The sequence below is a fragment of the Streptomyces sp. NBC_00986 genome (assembly GCF_045162565.1).
GTDB lineage: Bacteria > Actinomycetota > Actinomycetes > Streptomycetales > Streptomycetaceae > Streptomyces.
The window spans coordinates 9,725,036-9,739,707 of record NZ_CP108733.1 but is presented as its reverse complement, the minus strand read 5'-3'; the positions used below and the strand labels follow the sequence as shown (position 1 = coordinate 9,739,707).

The 14,672-nt window shown below is 70.8% G+C and carries 11 protein-coding genes; 5 read left to right on the top strand and 6 right to left on the bottom strand.

Annotated features, from left to right (window positions below; genetic code table 11):
• Nucleotides 1-137: 137 nt before the first annotated feature.
• The 3 genes from OG504_RS43760 to OG504_RS43750 are packed head-to-tail and all read left to right on the top strand — an operon-like array spanning nucleotide 138 to nucleotide 3,107.
• The gene (locus OG504_RS43760; protein ID WP_405996581.1) at nucleotides 138-1,133 is read left to right on the top strand and encodes a FecCD family ABC transporter permease; all 996 of its coding nucleotides are present in this window, start codon (nucleotides 138-140) and stop codon (nucleotides 1,131-1,133) included.
• Nucleotides 1,130-2,212 carry a FecCD family ABC transporter permease gene (locus OG504_RS43755; protein ID WP_405994731.1) on the top strand — a complete coding sequence of 361 codons (1,083 nt, stop codon included), beginning with the start codon at nucleotides 1,130-1,132 and terminating at the stop codon, nucleotides 2,210-2,212. Before OG504_RS43760 ends, OG504_RS43755 begins: the two co-directional genes overlap by 4 nt.
• Nucleotides 2,213-2,216: 4 nt before the next feature.
• Nucleotides 2,217-3,107: an ABC transporter ATP-binding protein gene (locus OG504_RS43750; protein WP_405994730.1), complete on the top strand. Its 891-nt coding sequence runs from the start codon at nucleotides 2,217-2,219 to the stop codon at nucleotides 3,105-3,107.
• Nucleotides 3,108-3,192: 85 nt separating this feature from the next.
• Here the strand turns inward: OG504_RS43750 and OG504_RS43745 are convergent, their stop codons facing one another.
• Complete coding sequence (locus OG504_RS43745) at nucleotides 3,193-4,146, bottom strand: methionyl-tRNA formyltransferase (protein WP_405996580.1); 954 nt, start codon at nucleotides 4,144-4,146, stop codon at nucleotides 3,193-3,195.
• Between the two features lie 110 nt (nucleotides 4,147-4,256).
• Between OG504_RS43745 and OG504_RS43740 the strand changes: the two genes are divergently transcribed.
• Nucleotides 4,257-5,552 (top strand): lysine N(6)-hydroxylase/L-ornithine N(5)-oxygenase family protein, encoded by a 1,296-nt coding sequence (locus OG504_RS43740; RefSeq protein ID WP_405994729.1) that lies wholly within the window; start codon nucleotides 4,257-4,259, stop codon nucleotides 5,550-5,552.
• A 90-nt stretch (nucleotides 5,553-5,642) separates the two neighbouring features.
• Here the strand turns inward: OG504_RS43740 and OG504_RS43735 are convergent, their stop codons facing one another.
• The 4 genes from OG504_RS43735 to OG504_RS43720 all read right to left on the bottom strand — a co-directional run bounded on the left by OG504_RS43735 (nucleotide 5,643) and on the right by OG504_RS43720 (nucleotide 12,626).
• Nucleotides 5,643-6,323 (bottom strand): isochorismatase family protein, encoded by a 681-nt coding sequence (locus OG504_RS43735; protein WP_405994728.1) that lies wholly within the window; start codon nucleotides 6,321-6,323, stop codon nucleotides 5,643-5,645.
• Between the two features lie 43 nt (nucleotides 6,324-6,366).
• Nucleotides 6,367-7,860 carry an amidohydrolase gene (locus tag OG504_RS43730; protein ID WP_405994727.1) on the bottom strand — a complete coding sequence of 498 codons (1,494 nt, stop codon included), beginning with the start codon at nucleotides 7,858-7,860 and terminating at the stop codon, nucleotides 6,367-6,369.
• Between the two features lie 93 nt (nucleotides 7,861-7,953).
• Nucleotides 7,954-10,431 carry a beta-glucosidase gene (locus OG504_RS43725; RefSeq protein WP_405994726.1) on the bottom strand — a complete coding sequence of 826 codons (2,478 nt, stop codon included), beginning with the start codon at nucleotides 10,429-10,431 and terminating at the stop codon, nucleotides 7,954-7,956.
• 407 nt (nucleotides 10,432-10,838) lie between these two features.
• Complete coding sequence (locus OG504_RS43720) at nucleotides 10,839-12,626, bottom strand: ricin-type beta-trefoil lectin domain protein (RefSeq protein ID WP_405996579.1); 1,788 nt, start codon at nucleotides 12,624-12,626, stop codon at nucleotides 10,839-10,841.
• A gap of 439 nt (nucleotides 12,627-13,065) precedes the next feature.
• On the opposite strand from OG504_RS43720, the gene galU reads away from it, so the two are divergent.
• A complete protein-coding gene (gene galU, locus OG504_RS43715; RefSeq protein ID WP_405994725.1) occupies nucleotides 13,066-14,046 on the top strand; it encodes a UTP--glucose-1-phosphate uridylyltransferase GalU in 981 nt (326 codons plus the stop codon).
• Nucleotides 14,047-14,177: 131 nt separating this feature from the next.
• On the opposite strand, the gene OG504_RS43710 is transcribed toward galU, so the two are convergent.
• Nucleotides 14,178-14,615 (bottom strand): DUF4442 domain-containing protein, encoded by a 438-nt coding sequence (locus OG504_RS43710; RefSeq protein WP_359610662.1) that lies wholly within the window; start codon nucleotides 14,613-14,615, stop codon nucleotides 14,178-14,180.
• Between the last annotated feature and the right edge of the window lie 57 nt (nucleotides 14,616-14,672).

The following is a 14,672-nucleotide window of genomic DNA, read 5'->3' as shown; positions in this document are numbered from 1 at the left end:
CCACTGAGGTTATGCTCACCTAAGCTGCTGGCCGGGCTGCCCGGTGGTCCGCCAACAGGGCTCCAGAGCACGGAAGATGACCCGGAAGACGACATGGAGACCGGCACGTGGCTTCAGGCAGAAGGCTTCGCACCACGGTGCTGGTGACGGTGATCGTCGCCCTGCTCGTCCTGCTGTCCCTCCTGTCGGTCGCCCTCGGCGCGCTCAGCGTCCCGCTCGACCAGGTCGTGCGCTCGGTTCTCGGGCATCCGCCCAGCCGCCTCGTCGACAACGTCATCTGGTCGGTGCGCGTGCCCCGCACACTGCTCGGCCTGACGACTGGCGCCGCGCTCGGCCTGTCCGGCGCGCTGATGCAGGCCCTGACCCGAAATCCCCTCGCGGACCCGGGAATTCTCGGGGTGAGCGCGGGGGCGTCCTTCGCGATCGTCATGGCGGTCGGGGTGTTCGGGGTGGCCTCGCTGTACGGCTATGTGTGGTTCGCGTTCGGCGGGGCGCTGGTCGCGAGCGTCGTGGTCTTCTTCCTGGGGCGGATGGGCCGGTCCGGGGCCACGCCGGTCAAGTTGGCGCTCGCCGGGGTCGCGATCACCTCGCTGCTCCAGTCGTTCACCAGCGCCGTCGTCCTCACCGACCAGGACGCGCTGGACCGTTACCGGTTCTGGTCGGCCGGCACGCTCGCCGACCAGGACTCCGGCGAGCTGGTGCGCATCCTGCCCTTCCTCGTCGTGGGCGCGATCCTGGCTCTGGCCTGCGCGCCCGCCCTCAACAGCATGGCCCTCGGCGACGACGTGGCCGCCTCCCTGGGACGGCGGTTGGGTCTCGTACGGCTCCAAGGGGTCACCGCCGTCGTGCTGTTGACCGGCGCGTCCGTCGCGGTCATCGGTCCCGTGGTCTTCCTCGGTCTGGTCGTCCCGCACATCGCACGGGTCCTCGCGCAGTACGCCGGGATCGGCCCCGACTACCGCTGGCTGCTGCCCCTTTCGGCCGCGCTCGCGCCCCTCCTGCTGCTGTCCGCCGACATCCTGGGCCGGATGGTGGACCGCCCGACCGAGATCCAGGCCGGTGTCCTCGTCGCCTTCCTCGGCGGCCCGTTCTTCATCGTCCTGGTCCGCCGCCGGAAGCTCGCGGAGGTATGAGCGTGCCCACACCCGTAGTCGCTCCCGCGCGCGCCGCCCTCGCCGACCGGCCGTTCCGGCTGACCGTGCCCCCGGTCTCCGGCGTGCTGCGTCCACGCCTGCTGCTCACGGGAGTTGGCGTCGCGCTCGGCGCGTTCCTCTTGTTCTGCTGGGGCCTGACCATCGGCGACTACCCCGTCGCCTTCACCGACGTCATCCGCGCCCTGTGGGGCTCGGGCGACGCGGGAACGGTCATCGTCGTCCAGGATCTACGGCTGCCTCGTGCCCTGGTCGGGCTGCTGGTCGGCGTCGCGTTCGGGGTCTCCGGGGCTGTGTTCCAGACGATGACCCGCAATCCGCTGGCCAGCCCCGACATGATCGGGCTCACCGAAGGCGCCGGAACCGCCGTGGTGGCGGCGGTGGTTCTCGGCTGGACCGGTGGACTCGGGCTGTCCACGCTGGGGTTGCTCGGCGCGCTCGCCACCGCACTGCTCGTGTACGTGCTGGCGTGGAAGGGCGGGGCCACCGGGTACCGCATCATCCTCGTCGGCATCGGGGTGTCCTGGATCTGCTCCAGCGCCACCAACTTCCTTGTGGCGCGCGGCAACCGCTTCGAGGCGGAGGCTGCCCTCGGCTGGCTGGTCGGCAACCTCAACGGCCGGACCTGGAACCAGGTGGACTCCCTGGCCATCGCCCTGGCCGTACTCCTGCCGATCACCCTCGGCATGGGCCGCTGGATGCGCACGCTGATGCTCGGCGACGACGTGGCCGCCGGGCTCGGCACCCCCGTCCAACCCGTCCGGCTGGCCCTGCTGTTGGCCGGTGTGGGCCTGGTCGCGTTCGGTACGGCGGCTGCCGGTCCGGTGGCGTTCGTCGCGCTGGCCTGTCCGCAGATCGCGCAGCGGCTGGCGGGCACCTCGTCGCCGCCCCCGCTCGTCTCCGGTCTCACCGGCGCGCTCGTCGTCCTCGGCTCCGACCTCCTCGCCCGCGAGGCGGTCCCGGGGACGGAACTGCCGGTCGGGATCGTCACCGGCGCCCTCGGCGCGCCGGTCCTGCTGTGGCTGCTCATCCGCGCCAACCGCGCGGGCTCTGGAGGCTGATCGCATGTCGACCACTGACCCGCGCGCCCCGCGGACGTCCGAATCACCGGCCGCCGGGCCGGAGTTGCGGGCGCGTGATCTTCATCTCGCCTACGACGGACGGCCCGTGGTCGAGAACCTGAACCTGACGGTGCCGACCGGCCGGATCACGGCGATCGTCGGAGCCAACGCGTGTGGGAAATCGACCCTGTTGCGGGCGCTCGCCCGGCTGCTCACTCCGCGCCAGGGCGTGGTGGAGCTGGACGGCGTCGCGCTGCGGTCCGTGCCGACCCGTGAACTCGCCCGCAAACTGGGCATCTTGCCGCAGACGCCGGTGGCGCCCGAGGGACTGACGGTCCTCGACCTGGTCGGCCGGGGCCGTTCCCCGCACCAGACCTGGTGGCGACAGTGGTCGGCGGCCGACGAGGAGGCCGTGCACGCGGCCCTGGAGGCGACCAACCTGACCGACCTCGCCGAGCGCCCGGTCGACGAACTCTCCGGCGGCCAGCGGCAACGCGCGTGGATCGCCATGGCCGTCGCCCAGGGCACCCCGGTCCTGCTCCTCGACGAGCCGACGACCTATCTCGACCTCGCCCACCAGATCGACGTACTCGATCTGATCACGGACCTCAACCGGCGCGAGGGCCGCACCGTGGTCATGGTGCTGCACGACCTCAACCAGGCCTGCCGGTACGCCGATCACGTCATCGCCATGAAGGCCGGCCGGATCGTCGCCGAGGGCGCGCCCGCCGATGTCGTCACCGAGGCGACCGTCGAAGACGTCTTCGACCTGCGCTGCCGGATCACGCCGGACCCGGTCAGCGGCACGCCGTTGGTGATCCCGCTGGGGCGGCATCACCACGACGGCACCTCCCCGGCCGGGGCCGGGCAGCCGGGTGTCTCCGAAAAAGTGTGACACTTTCGCGAGAAGTGTCACACTTTTCCGAGCCCCTACCCCTGCCCCACCGCCGAAGTCCGCCGGCCGACGTGGGGCCGCCCAATCAGGGCCGGGACGTCAAGTACCCGCCCATGGTTCGGAAGTAGTCGCCGGCCGCGTACTCGGTGCCGTCGTCCGTGCGCACCCTGCGCACCAACAGGCCCTGGCCGCGCCCGGTATGGGCATCGGGTCCCGCCACGATGACCACGCCGTCGCCCTCGCGGATGAAGATCCGGCCCGGGGTGCCGCCGTAGCGTCCGTCCGAGACGGCCGCGGAGACGATCCTGAGCCGTTCTCCGCGGTGGAAGGCGTACGCGTTGGGGTACGGGTCCGACTGGGCCCGTACGAGGCGCTCCAGGCGTTCCGCGGGCCAACTCCAGTCGATGCGGCTGTCCTCGGCCGAACGCTTGTGGAAGAAGCTGGCGCGGCCGCGGTCCTGCGGGACCCACTGGCCGGCGTCGCGGCCGGAGGCGATCAGGTCGAGCGACTCGCGGACGATGGGCGCGATGAGGTCGACGGTCCGGTGGAACAGATCGGTCGCGGTGTCGGTGGGTCCGACCGGGACCGAGCGCTGGATCAGGACGTCCCCGGCGTCGAGTTCGCCGTTCATGCGGTGCGCGGTGACGCCGACGCGCGGCTCACCGTTGATGAGCGCCCAGATGATCGGCGAGAAGCCCGCGTACGACGGCAGCAGCGAGTCGTGGACGTTGAGGGTGCCGTGCGGCGGGAGGTCGAACAGCTCCGGCGGCAGCCAGGTCCGCCAGTTGTTGGCGACGATGATGTCCGGCCGTGCTTCCCGTACGGCGTCGAGGAGTTCGGCGTCGTCGGGGCGGTTGCGCAGCAGGACGGGGACGTCGTTCTTCTCGGCGAGTTCGGCGACGCTGTCGTCCCAGATCTTCTCGTAGGCATGCTCACTTTTCGGGTGGGTGACGACGAGAACGACCTCGTGGTCGGAGTCCAGCAACGCCTGCAGCGTGCGGTGACCCCAGGTCTGATAGCCGAGCATGACGACCCGCATGACGGTCCTTCCCTTCAACAACTCATTGCAAGGTAAGCCTTACCTTATCTAGCATTGGGCTGCCTGAGGGAGGCGATGCCACGGTGAAGTCACCGCTACTGGATTCCGAAGTGGTCCACGACATACTCGGAATCGGATTCGGTCCGTCAAATCTCGCTCTGTCCATAGCGGTTGAGGAGCACAACAAGAGCCTTCCGGCAGACAGCCGTCTCAACGCCCTGTTCCTGGAACGCCAGCCGCGCTTCGGCTGGCACCGGGGCATGCTGATCGACGACGCCACGATGCAGGTGTCGTTCCTCAAAGACCTGGTCACGCTGCGGAATCCGACCAGCGACTACAGCTTCCTCTGCTTCCTGCGCGAGCAGGGCAGGCTGATCGACTTCCTGAACCAGAAGACCCTGTTCCCGCTCCGCGTGGAGTTCCACGAGTACTTCGAGTGGGCGGCCGAGCGGGTCTCCCACCTGGTCTCCTACGGCAGCGAGGTCATCGCCGTCGACCCGGTGCGCGGCGACGACGGCCGGATCGCCTACTTCGACGTCACCAGCCACGACCCTTCGGGTTCCGGTACGACGATCACCCGCCGGGCGCGCAACATCAGCGTCGCGATGGGACTTGAGCCGCACGTTCCGCCGGGGCTCGAACTGGCCGAACGCATCTGGCACAACAGCGAGTTGATCCCCCGCGCGACCCGCCTCGCCGACGAGGGCAAGCCCGTGCAGCGGGCCGTGGTGCTCGGCGCCGGGCAGAGCGCCGCCGAGGCGGTCGACTATCTGCACCGCACCTTCCCGGACGCCGAGGTGTGCTCGGTGTTCGCCAAATACGGCTACACCCCGGCGGACGACAGCCCGTTCGCGAACCGCATCTTCGACCCGGAGGCGGTGGACGTCTACTTCTCTGCCCCGTCCGAGGTCAAGCAGTCGCTCATCGACTACCACCGCTCCACCAACTACTCCGTGGTGGACATGGAGTTGATCGAGGCCCTGTACGCCACCGCGTACCGGGAGAAGGTGGCCGGACGGGAACGGCTGCGCTTCCTCAACGTCTCCCGCATCCGCGCCGTCGACCCCGCGACCGGCGGCGGTCTCGACGTCGCCGTGGAGTTCCTGCCCACCGGCGAGAAGCAGGTGCTGTCCGCCGATGTGCTGGTGCTCGCCACCGGTTACCGCCCCCGCGACCTGAGTTCACTGCTCGGCGAGGCGGCGAAGCTCTGCCTCAGGGACGACGGCGACGAGATCCGCGTCGGCCGGGACCACCGGGTCGAGACGGTCCCCGAAGTCACCGCGGGCCTCTACCTCCAGGGCGGCACCGAGCACACGCACGGGCTGACCAGCACGCTGCTGTCGACGGTCGCGGTGCGGGCGGAGGAGATCCATCGGTCGGTACAGGCGGCGAAGCTGCCCGTCTGACCCACCCCGGCTCCCCGGGCCCGGAGGGTACGGTCCCTTCCGGGCCCGGGGTTTTCGCTGCGACTGCGGGCCCGGCTGGTCAAACCTCGTTCAAATCAGCGGTGTTGAGGGTCGGTTTTCTCCGCGCCACCGGCGATCGGGTCCGCCGAACACCTCCGCCACGCCCCGCACTGTCCGCACCGCTCCGCACGTCGCCGCGATCCAGTCCACGGCCATCCGGTGGTCGTCGGGCGCCCGGTCGGCCACCGCGTCGGCGACGACGAAGGGCTCCATGTCCTGCATCCAGGCGTCGGCGGCCGTCAGCAGCACCTGGGTGCGGGCGAACACCCCGACGATGACCGGCTGGTCGCGCCCCAACTCCGCGAGCCTGCGCCGCAGTCGGGTACCGGCGAAGGCACTGAACCGCTTCGCCACCAGCACACTGTCGCCGACCTGCGGGCGGATCGCGTCCACGACGTCACGGGAGTCTTCGCCGCCGGGCAGGCGTGGATGCCCGAAGCTGGTCTCTCGGCCGTCCGGTTCCCGCTCGGCGGTCTTGAGGGTGTACAGGACGGGAATCCCCGCGGCCCGCGCGGACTCCGTCAACAGGCCGACTCCGGCGAGGAGTTCACCGACCGGCGCGGAGGACTCCCGCAGGACGTGCAGGAAGTGGTTCTGCACGTTCAGGACCACCAGCGCCGCGCGGCCCGGGTCGATGGCCCAGCCCGTCCGGTCCGGGGGCAGCACGGCGGAACCGGGCATGACGTACGGGACCATGTCGGATGACGGCATACGCATCGGCCTCTCACCGGGGAAGGGGGAGCGCGGTACCCGCTCAGTAAGGCCCATGGGTCCAGCGGCCGTTGGTCATCGTGGCGTGGACGGGCATCGCGCGCAGGGTGTCCGGTTCGGCGTCCAGCGGGTCCGCGTCGACGACCACCAGGTCGGCCGGGTCACCGACCCTGATGAGCCGGCGTCCGCGCGCCGCGGCGACCAACGCGTCCGGGACGGACAGGCGTTGCTCCGGGTGCCAGGCGGGGCGTTCGTCGTCGGTGCGGTTGACGGCGGACGCGATGGCGAGCCAGGGGTCGAGCGGCGAGACCGGGGCGTCCGAACCGAACTCCAGCCGGGCGCCGGCGGCGAGCAAGTCGCCGTAGGGGAAGGCACGTTCGGTGCGTCCGGCCCAGTGCCGGTCCGCCACGTCACGGTCATCGGTCGCGTGCCGGGGCTGCACCCCCGCCGTGACCCCCAACTGGGCGAAGCGCGGCAGGTCTTGGGGGCTGAGCAACTGTGCGTGCTCGATCCGGCCGCGGCAGCGCACCGCCTCGAAGGCGTCCAGGGCAACGGTGTTGGCGCGGTCGCCGATGGCGTGCACGGCGGGTTCGATGCCGTGTGCTGCGGCGTGCCGCATGAGCCGGACCAGCTCGTCGGGCGCCGTCTCCTCGATACCGTGGGCGCCGTCCGTGCCCTCGAGTCCCGGGTAGGGGTCGCGGCACAGGGCGGTGCGGGTGTTGAGCGAACCGTCCGTGAAGAGTTTCAGCGGCCCGACCTGGACCAGGCTCCCGTCGGCGCCGACCTCGTCCCCGGTCCGCAGCCCGCGCTTGATCGCGGCGTCCAGGTAACTCGGGTACACCGCGGCCGACACCCTTACGGCGGGCCGGAATTGGGCCGAGCGCCGTTCCCAGTCCGCGACCGTGTCGCCGTACTGGAAGTCGATGACACCGCTGACCCCGCGCGCGGCGGCGGCCCGGCAGGCCTCCTCGATCCACCCGTCGACCACGTCGACCGGGGCGGCGGGCAGCGCGGACAGGACCTCGTGGGCCTCGTGTTCCCGGATCAGGCCGGTGGGGTGGTCGCCCCGCCCGACGAGGGCGAGGCAGGCGGAGTTGAGCCACGCGGCATGCAGATCGGCACTGACCAGAGCGACCGGCCGGTCGGGCAGCACCGCGTCCAGCAGCGCCTTGTGCGGGGCGTCGGCCCACAGCCCGTCCCGGAACCCGTACCCGTAGAGCACCGAGCCGCCGGCCGCCCCGGCCCGCTCCCGGACGAGGTCGGCGACGGCCCGCGCGGACCCGGTACCGGCCAGGTCGAGCCGGTGCCGGGCGCTCGCCCACTCCGCCAGATGGACGTGCGCGTCCCACAGCCCGGGCAGCAACACCCGCCCGCCCAGATCGAGTTGACGCCCACCGCCGACCTCGGCGCCCGAGCCCGCGTCCGGCTCCGGTACGACGTGAGTGATCCGGCCGTCCGCCACCCGCACCCGGGCGAGCGGCCCACCGGCACCGAGCCGCACCCGGGTGAGGGTCAGGGCGCTTGGGTTGTCCGCCATAAGGGCCTCCAGGGGAATGCCGGGGCATTCCTCCAACGATTCCACCAAGTTAAGTAAGGCTTACCTTACCTTGCGGATCGCGCCCTTCGCTGCTCACTTCACATCGACACTCGTCCGCACCCGCAGATCCGCCGCCGAGGCCCCCACCCACACGGCCCGCCGTCCGCTCCCGAGCACCCACGCGTGCCGCTTCGCGTCCCACGACGACAAAGTACGCGCATCGACATGCACGGTAACCCGCCGCCGCTCCCCGCCCCGCAGCACGAGTCGCCGATAGCCGCCCAACACCCGTACCGCCTGGTCGAGTTGGAGGTCCGGTGAGCGGCCGACGTACACCTGAGGCACGGCCACACCCTCCCGTCGGCCGGTGTTGCGGACCGTGAACGTCACGTCGAGCCCGTGCCCGTGCCACCGCGCCGACGCGTCCTCGTAGGAGAAGGAGGTGTACGAGAGTCCGTGCCCGAACGGGTAGAGGGGCCGGACACCCTTCGCGTCGTACCAGCGGTAGCCGACGTGGATGCCCTCGGAGTACTCCTCGATGCCGTTCACGCCGGGGTAGCGGAGCGGGTCGCCGGCGACCGGGTGGTGGGCGTCGTCGACCGGGAAGGACTGGGTGAGGCGGCCGCCGGGGTCGCAGTCGCCGAACAGGACGGCGGCCGTGGCGGCAGCGCCCTCCTGGCCCGGGTAGTACATCTGGAGGACCGCGCCGGTGCGCGCCAGCCACGGCATCGACGTGGAGGACGAGGTGTTGAGGACCACCGTGGTGCGCGGGTTCGCGGTCGTGACGGCAGCTATCAACTCCACCTGGTTTCCCGGAAGTTCGATGGTGGTGCGATCCAGGCCCTCCGTGGCGTCCTCGTAGGCGAACAGGACGACACTGCGGGCGGCGCGTGCCGCGGTGACCGCCTCGGCGACGTCCTGGGCGCGGGTCCCGCCGGTGATGCGCCGCAGCCGGAACAACAGTCCCGCGTCGCCGCCCTCGGCGGTGATCTTCAGGGTGTGGGTGCCCTGGGCGAGGGTGAGGGTCTTGCGGCGGACGGAGAGGCCGTCGGGGTCGACGGAGACCAGGCCGCCGGAGAAGTACTCGCCGTAGCCGGCCGCGATCGGGAACAACTCCGCGCCGTCCAGGAGGACTTGGGGGCGGGCGGTGGGGGCCGAGTCGAAGTGCAGGACGAACGTCCACTCGTCGGACTCGGTCACGGTGAGCGAGCCGTCGTACTGCCAGGTCTTGCCCGCGTCCACCTGCTGGCCCTCGCTGTCGAAGGCGGGCGTGAGCGAGGACGCGGGGATGGCCTTGCCGAACAGGTCCTCGCCGAGTGCGTACGTCACCCGGTTCCGCGAACCGGCCCGCGCCCTGATCGCGTCGAGCGGGCTGTCCGCGTGGTCCGGTACGACATGCGCGCTGCCGCCGCCGCTCACGAAGGGCAGGGTGCCGGTGGGGCCGATCACCGCGATGCCCCCGCTGCCGGTCAGCGGGAGGGTGCGGTTCTCGTTGCGGAGCAGGGTGGCGCCCGCCTTGGCGACTTCCAGGGCTACGGCGGCGCCCGCCTTCGCGTTGCGATCGGGCCGGGGCGGCACGCTGCCGTCGAGGAGGCCGAACCGGTCCATGACGCCGAGGATCCTTCGCACCGCGCGGTCGACGTACCGCTCGGACAAACTGCCGTTCTGTACGGCCGACTTGAGGGGCGCGTCGAAGTAAGTGCCGTCCGGCATCTCCATGTCGAGGCCTGCGGTGATCGCGGCGACGGTGCTGTGCGCGGCGAACCAGTCGGTCATCACCCAGCCCTCGAAGCCCCATTGGCCGCGCAGGACGTCGGTGAGGAGGGTCTTGTTCTCGCAGGCGAAGGTGCCGTTGACCTTGTTGTACGCGCCCATGACCGCACCGGTGCCCGCGCCGACGGCCGCTTCGAAACCCCTCAACTCGATCTCGTGCATGGTCTGTTCGTCGACCCGTACGTCGATGGAGTCGCGGTCCTTCTCCTGGTTGTTCATCGCGAAGTGCTTGACGGTCGCGATGAGTCCCTCGCCCTGGATGCCCTTGATCTCGGCGGCGACCAACTCGCCGGCGAGCAGCGGATCCTCGCTGAGGGTCTCGAAGTTGCGGCCCGCGTACGGGGTGCGGATGAGGTTGACCATCGGCGACAGCAGGACGTCCTGGCCGAGCGCGCGGCCTTCCCGGCCGACGACCCGGCCGTAGCGGCGGGCGAGTTCGGGGTCGAAGGCGGAGGCGAGCAGGACGGGCGCCGGGAGGGCGGTGGCGTGGGCGGTGACGCGGACGCCGGCCGGTCCGTCGGTGAGCCGGAGCGGCGGGATCTTCAGGCGGGGGACGCCGGGGATGTAACCGGCCTGGCCGAGCGAGTCCGGGTCGGTGGCGCCGTGCAGGAGGGAGATCTTCTCGTCGAGGGTGAGCTTGGCCAGGAGTCCTTCGACGCGGGGTCCGGCCCCCGCCTCGGGTCTGGCCTGCGCGTACGCGTGCGACGGGGAGACGAGTCCGGTGGTGGCCGCGCTGGCGACCGCGATCGCGCCGCCCAGCAGACGCAGGGCGGATCGCCGGGACACGGTGTCGGTCATGAGCCGTCACTCCTTCGGTGTGCGGGCACGACGGTGTGAACCGCTGGTGCGCCTCGATGTCCCGGGCCGCGTTCGGTATCTGAACTCACCTTGCGCGGAGACCGACTTGACGACCCGTTAGACAGCACTGGCGCGGCGGGAAAACTATGACCGTCACTGACTCGTGTCAATGACCCGAACAGGAATCGGCCGGGCGCCCACAAGTACCGAAGGGTGACAGAGCTGCGGGGCCACCCCGGTGGGACGCTGTTGGCCCATCCCGTCAGCGGGCCTGGGCGACCCTGCACAGCCGAGAAAGCGTGACACTTTCGCGAGAAGTGTCACGCTTTCTGGGAAGGGTGCCCCGGCCGCACCGGGATTTTCCAACAGCATCCGGCGGGGGCAGCCCCGGCGCTCAGCTCAGCTCACTAAAGGGACGGAACAAGCGTGGTGACCGTGCCAAGGACGCCTCCCACGACATTTCCCACGGCGTCCCCTACGGCCGTCAGCGGCTGCACGGCACCGGCGTCGCCACCCGAGGGCCCGGGCTCCGGCGCCGGTTCGTCGCAGCAGGCGACCTGCGCGGCGCGGGGTGCGTACTGCTGCTGGCCCTGTTGCGGCAGGTTCGAGAGAGGGGGCGGCGGTACGTCACCCTGGGGGGCGCCCTCGGGCGGCGCGGGCACGTCGGGTGCGCCGTCCCCCGGTACTTCCCCCTTCCCGTCCGTCTCGCCCTTTCCTGTCGGGTCGCCCAGCTTCACCCGCGCGTCGGCCGCGGATTCCAGCGCCCACCGCTGCCCGGCGGACCCGTTCCGGTCCGTCACCACGACCCGCGCCCCGGCCTTCGCGCTCGCCGGCGCCACGGCCAGTCCCTGGCTCCAGCGGAGCAGGAACTCGCCGCGCACCGTCAGGTCGTAGTGCACCTCGCCCGCGTGCACCAGGCAGCCGGCCAGGGTGATCGTGTGGGCGGTGGTGTCGGCGTCGAGGCAGAGTCCCGGGTCGGTGAGGCTGCGCAGCAGGCCGTCCTGGTCGTACGACCACTGCTGTGATCCGGCGGTCGAGCAGGCCGCCATGGTGACGGCGGCCCCGGACCGCACCTGGCCGCCCGGGATGTCGAGGCACAGGCCGGAGGCGAGGCTGCGCAGGACGCCCTGCTGGACGACTCCCGCGACTCCCCCGTCGGCGCCGGCAGCCGACGCGGAGGCGGCGGCACCGTCGGACGAGGGCGCGCCGACAGGGCTCGGGTGGGTCGAACTGCCGCTGGCCGCACCCCAAGTGACATGCGGATCAGGCGTGTTGCCCCCTTCCGTCCAGCCCTTGGTGGCGAGCACGGTCGCGAGCAGGGCCAGGGAGGTCAGACCCACGCCCACGAGCGCGACCTTGGGGTGCCTGCGCGGGAAGGCGAGACGGCCGTCCGACGTGGGTCGGTGGCGGCCCATCGGACGGCGGGCTGCGCGGGCGGCGGACTCGGGGGTCTCACGGCCGGGCCGTGAGTCGAGGTAGCGGCGGGCGCCCCAGCCGAGGACGGTCTCGGCGAGCAGCACTTCGAGGCCGCCGTCGAAATGGCTCAACTGCTCTGCCGCGAAACGGCAGTAGCGGCACGTCATGAGATGCCGTTGCACATCGGGCAACAGTCCGCCGCCGCGGCGGATCGGGACGTCGAGGAGCCGGTTGTAGTGACGGCATTCCGCGGTCGGCGCGAGTTCCTTATGGGCACGTGCACAGCCCTGCCGGAATTGCTCTCGCGCCTGGTCCAGCGCGGCGGTCGCGGTGACCTCGTCCACGCCCAGCAGACCGGCCGGTACGGATATGGGTTCGGCCTCGACCTCGGAGTGCCACAGCAGGCATTGGGAGGCGCCGGACAGCTCCCCGAAAGCCCGCTCGGCGAGCTTCCGCCTTTCGGAGGTGCCGGACCTCGCCGCGCGTAGACCTCGGGCGCCAGTAGGTTTACGAAGTTCCGGCAGCACCGCGGCAATTCGCTCCTCCGCCGCCCACGTCTTCACCATCTCCCTTACCGCCACGAGGAGTTGGGGACGCAGGGCGCCGCCGGTGGCGCGGCCCGCCAGTACCTGGTGGAAGGCCGCGCTGGCCACCATGGACGCCGAACTGTCGACGGTGGCAAGGCAGATGACCGCATATTCACTTGTCGCCTGCCAGTGTCGTGCCAGCAGCAGTGCCACGGCACGGGTGCCCGTCGCCTTATCGCCGAGTTGCGCCACGAGATTGCGGTCGGACTCCCCCGGGGTCGATCCGGGGCGGGGCGGGAACGGCGGGCGTGGGGGGTTGGGGGATTGCACGGAACCATTTCCTTCCAAGCCGCAGGACGGCACACGGAATGACCGCCCTCGGAAAGCAGGTGCTTGATTGGTGCATACCTATGAGATGTCAGAAGGCACCGGAAGGGACGCTGACCATTGCCTTCCGATGTCTACTGACAGCCGGTCTCACGGGGTGGCTCACACTCGCACAAGCCGCTGACAGGAAACAAGGAGTTCGAGTGACCGATGTTCAAAACGCAGAGAATTCAGATTGGTTACCCGCGGTATCCACAGGCGTCTCCACCAAATCTCCAACTCCCCCGCGAACTAAGGTCGGCACACAGGGAACTCCGAAGTTTCTCTCGGGGTGCTCTCATCGCCGTGCGCCACCATGGGCCTCATGATCGCCCCCCACTCCTCAGCCACCCCCGCACCCGCCCGCGTCCCCACGGTCCGCAAGGCGGTCGTGCCGGCCGCCGGACTCGGCACGCGGTTCCTGCCCGCGACGAAGGCGACGCCGAAGGAGATGCTCCCGGTCGTCGACAAGCCCGCGATCCAGTACGTCGTCGAGGAGGCCGCGGCGGCCGGGCTCGACGACATCCTGATGGTCACCGGGCGGCACAAGCGCGCCATCGAGGACCACTTCGACCACGCCTTCGAGCTCGAACAGGCCCTGGCCGCCAAGGGCGACACCGTGCGTCTGGACGCCGTACGCGACCCCGCGCGCCTCGCCGACATCCACCACATCCGCCAGGGCGACCCGCTCGGCCTCGGGCACGCGGTGCTCTGCGCCCGCCACCACGTCGGCGACCAACCCTTCGCGGTCCTCCTCGGCGACGACCTGATCGACCCGCGCGAGACCCTGCTCAGCCAGATGCTGGAGGTCCGCGAGCGCTACGCCGGCAGCGTCGTCGCCCTCATGGAAGTCCCTGAGGAATCAGTCCACTTGTACGGCTGCGCGGCCGTCGAGCCGACCGGCGAGGAGGGTGTCGTACGCGTCACCGGCCTGGTCGAGAAGCCGTCCCGCGAGGACGCGCCGAGCCGCTACGCCGTCATCGGCCGCTATGTCCTCGACCCCGCGATCTTCCCCACCCTGGAGCGCACCCCGCCCGGCCGCGGCGGCGAGATCCAACTCACCGACGCCCTCCAGGAGTTGGCCGCCGACGGCACGGTCCACGGAGTCGTCTTCAAGGGCCTGCGCTACGACACCGGCGACAAGGCCGACTACCTGCGCACGGTGGTCCGGCTGGCCTGCGACCGCGACGACCTGGGACCCGAATTCGTCGCGTGGCTCAAGGAGTTCGTGGCGGGGCTGGAGAGCGGGGAGAGCGCCGGAGAGCCTGGCGAGAGCGAGGGCAGGAGCTCGCGGATCGCGGCCTGATCGTCGCGGCCTGCGCCTCACGCGCACGAGGGCCCGGTCATCGGCAGGCGATGACCGGGCCCTCGTAGCGGAGTCGGTCGCCCATGGGCAATGACCGGTCCCCGTAACGGAGTTGAGCCGAGTTGAACTGGTCAGCCGTTCGGCCGGAGGGTCCAGGTGACCGTCATCTCGCCCGTGACGGCGCCGTCCTCGCGCTGGATGGCGACGGTGACCGGGAACTCGGGGCGCCGGCCCGCGTCGAGTTCGGCGACGACGTCGGCGGCGGGGCGGCCGAGGGTCGCGGTGGCCTTCACCGGGCCGAGGGCGATCTTCTTGAACGCGATCTCGGCGTTGACCGGGAGCGGCACGGCCCGCGAGAGCTGGTCGCCGAAGGCGGCGAGGACGATCGCGCCGCTGGCGGACTCGCCGAGGGTGAACATCGCGCCGGCGTGCGGACCGCCGACATGGTTGCGGTACTCGCTCTGGTCCGGCAGGGCCAGCACGGCCCGCTCCGGACTGGTCTCCAGGTATTCGAGGTTCAGGGTCCGAACCATCGGCACCGTGGCGGCGAGCAGTTCGCCTATCGACATCTGGTCAGCACTCATGACGGTGATGTTACCCACGAGTAGCCACATCTGGCCAGGTGT

Excerpts from the sequence above, each read along its gene's own strand:
- OG504_RS43755 (WP_405994731.1), top strand. The coding sequence starts at position 1,130 with ATGAGCGTGCCCACACCCGTAGTCGCTCCCGCGCGCGCCGCCCTCGCC.
- OG504_RS43710 (WP_359610662.1), bottom strand. The coding sequence starts at position 14,615 with ATGTCGATAGGCGAACTGCTCGCCGCCACGGTGCCGATGGTTCGGACC.
- OG504_RS43735 (WP_405994728.1), bottom strand. The coding sequence starts at position 6,323 with ATGCCGTCATCCGACATGGTCCCGTACGTCATGCCCGGTTCCGCCGTG.
- galU (WP_405994725.1), top strand. The coding sequence starts at position 13,066 with ATGATCGCCCCCCACTCCTCAGCCACCCCCGCACCCGCCCGCGTCCCC.
- OG504_RS43730 (WP_405994727.1), bottom strand. The coding sequence starts at position 7,860 with ATGGCGGACAACCCAAGCGCCCTGACCCTCACCCGGGTGCGGCTCGGT.
- OG504_RS43745 (WP_405996580.1), bottom strand. The coding sequence starts at position 4,146 with ATGCGGGTCGTCATGCTCGGCTATCAGACCTGGGGTCACCGCACGCTG.
- OG504_RS43750 (WP_405994730.1), top strand. The coding sequence starts at position 2,217 with ATGTCGACCACTGACCCGCGCGCCCCGCGGACGTCCGAATCACCGGCC.
- OG504_RS43725 (WP_405994726.1), bottom strand. The coding sequence starts at position 10,431 with ATGACCGACACCGTGTCCCGGCGATCCGCCCTGCGTCTGCTGGGCGGC.